This window comes from Mycobacterium sp., from assembly GCF_050701675.1.
Lineage (GTDB): Bacteria > Actinomycetota > Actinomycetes > Mycobacteriales > Mycobacteriaceae > Mycobacterium.
In genome coordinates this window covers 1-3,467 of sequence record NZ_JBOGDD010000473.1, presented here as the reverse complement: position 1 = coordinate 3,467, position 3,467 = coordinate 1, and the positions used below count along the sequence as shown (strand labels likewise).

Here is a 3,467-nt window from a genome sequence, read left to right as displayed (position 1 = left end):
GCCAGCCGTCGCACGGTGCAGTGATCCGACCCGGCGCGCGAGGTTGTACGGCGCGTTGCCGGTGGTGGCGGCGTCGAAGAGCACACCGCAGCCATCGGCTGCCCCACTCAGATATGCCGCGACCGTTCCGGCGTCGACCGCCACGGCGCCTGGCGCGTGGTCGAGCACCCGGATTGCCGATATCCCCGAGGCGCAAGCCGTTCGGGCGATTCGAACCGCCTCGTCGAGGGAGGCGGGTTGCGGCCATGCCTCGGGAGCAGGCGGTGCGGACGCGTCGTCGACGACGATGTCGAGCATGATCGCCACCATGTCAGCGTGCCGTCCCGCCGGCACCGGAGACAACGTGCAACGTTCGGGAGCCCGAGACCGCGGCGGCCGAACGCGGATACGGCAATCCAAGGTGGTGGCGAAGTGTCGAACCTACGTATTCCTGACGGAAGAGGTTGCGCCGCTGCAGTTCCGGCACCACTTGTTCGACGAAATCGTCGAAGCCCGACGGGAGCACGTCGGGCATCACGTTGAACCCGTCGGCGGCACCGGCCAGGAACCAGCCCTCGATGTCATCGGCGATCTGCTCGGGCGTGCCGACGAGGATGCGGTGCCCACCGCCACCACCGAGTGTGCGCAGAAGCTGGCGCAGCGTCGGGTCGTCGCGCTCGATGATGTCGTGGACGATGCGGTAGAAGCTCTGGGAGCCGCCTGCCTCGTCTGGGTCGACCAACAGGTGCCGCGGTATCGGTGCGTCATCGTCGAGGTCGTCGAGGGGGAAGCCCAATTGCCCGGCGAGCCGTTGCCGCGCATAGGCATCCGGGAGTAGCTCGTCGAGCGCCTCGCGACGACGCCGGGCTTCGGCCTCGGTGCTGCCGATGACGGTCGACAGTCCGGGCGACACGACCACGCCGTCGGCGGAGCGTCCGAATGCTTGGGCGCCGGTTCGGATCTCGTCCCGAAAGGATCGTGCCCGCTCAATGTCCTGTTCGGCCGAGAAGATGACTTCGCCGAACTGTGAGGCGAACAGACGGCCATCGCTCGAGCCGCCGGCCTGTACCACCACCGGCCGGCCCTGCGGCGACTGTAGGACCGTACGGGCGTCCCATGACGCGATCACCTCGGCGGTGAAGCGGGCGGCGCGCTGGTACCGCAGCCGGTGCTCGGGCTCGGCCTGGTGGCCGAAGTTGCGGGCAGCGGCCACGCCAGCCGTGGTGACGACGTTCCAACCCACCCGGCCCCCGGAGAGGTGATCGAGGTCGCCGACCCGGCGGGCCAGTTCGGCGGGATCGTTGTAGGTCGACGACAGCGTCCCGACGAGTCCGATTCGATTGGTGACCGCCGCGATTCGCGCCAGGATGGTCGTGGGCTCGAGGCTGTTGGCAGGCCGGTACCGCACCAGCGGGTCCAGCACGGGGCTGTCGGCCAGGAAGACGGCGTCGAGTTTCGCTCGTTCTGCCTTGAGCGCGATGGAGGTGTAGTGCTCGACGTCGAAACTCGCCAGCGGATCCGTGCCCGGAAACCGCCAGGACCCGCCGAACACTCCGGCGTTGAGGATGTTGACGTTGAGGCGCAGTCGTCGGGTCACCGGGTGTCCTGCGGAAAGCGTGGCGGCCGGTATGGCGGCGACGCATTCCCCGTTGGCGCGGCGCCGGCGTGCCGGCCACCCAGGCGGCTGGAAGGACCACGGCGGCTCCTCGACGACGTCATGGACGTCGGAGCGAGGATCGAACGATGCGAACGGATCGTGGAAGACGATTCGACCACGGAACCGACAACACCGTGGTCAGCCCGGTCGGACCAGCCGCGACCACCCGGCGGCCGTTCAGTGGGGACAAGGTTCAATCATTCCTTCTGGTGCCGGGGCGGGGTTTGACCGTCCACCGGCGGGTAAATTCAGGCGGGCCGCACGAGCTGCGGCGAGGCTGAGCACCATGCTGCGCCTGCGCGACAACGGATCCAATGCTTTAAATCTCGAGAGTTGTAATGCACTTCCGAATGCGGCCCGTATCAGAGTCTTTGGGGGTACGTCGGCCGAGTGCGTCGGCGACGTCGACACCGACCTGCCCCATGGTGACGCGGAAATGTGACACAGTCGCTGTGTTGCCCGACGCTCTGGCCAACGGGAGGTACGCGTGACGGCATTGTCCACCGAATGGTCACACGCAATGGGCCTACGGGTGCCGATCGTGAACGCACCCATGGGGGGAGTGGCCGGGGGCGCACTCGCGGCGGCCGTATCGAGGGCAGGCGGTCTCGGCATGATCGGGATCGGGAGCGCCGGGACGGCAGCGCAGCTCAGCGCGCAGCTGCAGTACGTGTCCGGACTGGATCACCCCTTCGGTATCGGCCTGGTGGAGTGGGTCCTGGAGCGTGAGCCGCGGCTCCTGGCGACGGCGCTGGCCGCCACGCCTGCGCTTCTGTCGGTCAGCTTCGGCGAGGACTTCTCGTGGGTTCGACGCGCGCAGGATGCGGGAGTGGCCACGGCCACCCAGGTGGGTGATCTCCGGGCAGCGCACCGCGCCGTCGAGGCTGGCGTGGACGTCGTGATTGCGCGCGGCGCCGAGGGGGGTGGGCACGGCGAACCCCTGGTGGGCACGCTTCCGCTGCTGGCCTCGGTGCTCGACGAGCTGCGGGTACCGGTCTTGGCTGCGGGTGGAATTTCATCAGGACGTGCGCTGGCTGCGGTTCTCGCAGCCGGCGCGTCGGCGGCGTGGCTCGGAACCGCGTTGTCGGCCTGCACCGAGTCGTTGACATCGGATCGGGCTCGCGGCGCCCTCTTCGAGGCGAAGGACACCGATACCGTGACCACCCGGGTCTTCGACGTGGCCTACGGGTATCCGTGGCCGCCACAGGTGCCGGAGCGGGTGCTACGCAATGACTTCGCCGACCGTTGGCAGGGCAGCGAAGAGGATCTGGCCGTCGATCGCGAAGCTCGCGAGGTGCTCGCCGCGAACGACGGTCGGCTGGCTCCGGTCGACGCCGGCCAAGGCGTCGGCATGCTGACCGCAGTGCGATCCGTGGCCGAGGTGATTGACCGGCTCTGCGCGGATGCCCGTAGCCTGCTGGATCGCTGGGTGACTCCGCCGGGCGCGTCCGATGGGGTCGAAAGCCACGACGAGGTAGTCCCGGACGGCTCGCCGTGAAATGCATACGTGGAGAAAAGATCACGCTGGGAGAAAGCATCTGCTTAGCGGTCGGCCCGATCTAGCGTCCCAGACGTGCTAAGTAGACATCGCGAACCCACATGAGGGCGAGTTCTCCTCGGATTCGCCGCGAAAGCGGACCGCAGAGGCACATACGCAGAGTCTGACCGCGATGTGTCACGCATCGAATGGCCAGGCAGCGCACAGACTTCGCCAGTGTGAAGCGCCGGCCGCCGAATCCCACTTGGACACGGCCCACTTCTGACCGCCGCCTCCTGCTTGCCGGCGAGGCGAAGGGATGGCTGGACGTCGCGATTGACGGCCGTCCAGGAC

General features: G+C 68.0%; 2 protein-coding genes and 1 pseudogene. 1 reads left to right on the top strand and 2 read right to left on the bottom strand.

Annotated features, from left to right (window positions below):
• Together ACRDUX_RS14150 and ACRDUX_RS14145 are read right to left on the bottom strand one after the other, a co-directional pair.
• Nucleotides 1-297: pseudogene (locus ACRDUX_RS14150) on the bottom strand (hypothetical protein); the annotation flags it as partial.
• 13 nt (nucleotides 298-310) lie between these two features.
• A complete protein-coding gene (locus tag ACRDUX_RS14145) occupies nucleotides 311-1,576 on the bottom strand; it encodes an LLM class flavin-dependent oxidoreductase (RefSeq protein ID WP_526414659.1) in 1,266 nt (421 codons plus the stop codon).
• 547 nt (nucleotides 1,577-2,123) lie between these two features.
• Here ACRDUX_RS14145 and ACRDUX_RS14140 point away from each other — a divergent pair.
• Nucleotides 2,124-3,134 (top strand): NAD(P)H-dependent flavin oxidoreductase, encoded by a 1,011-nt coding sequence (locus ACRDUX_RS14140; RefSeq protein ID WP_526414658.1) that lies wholly within the window; start codon nucleotides 2,124-2,126, stop codon nucleotides 3,132-3,134.
• Nucleotides 3,135-3,467: the final 333 nt, after the last annotated feature.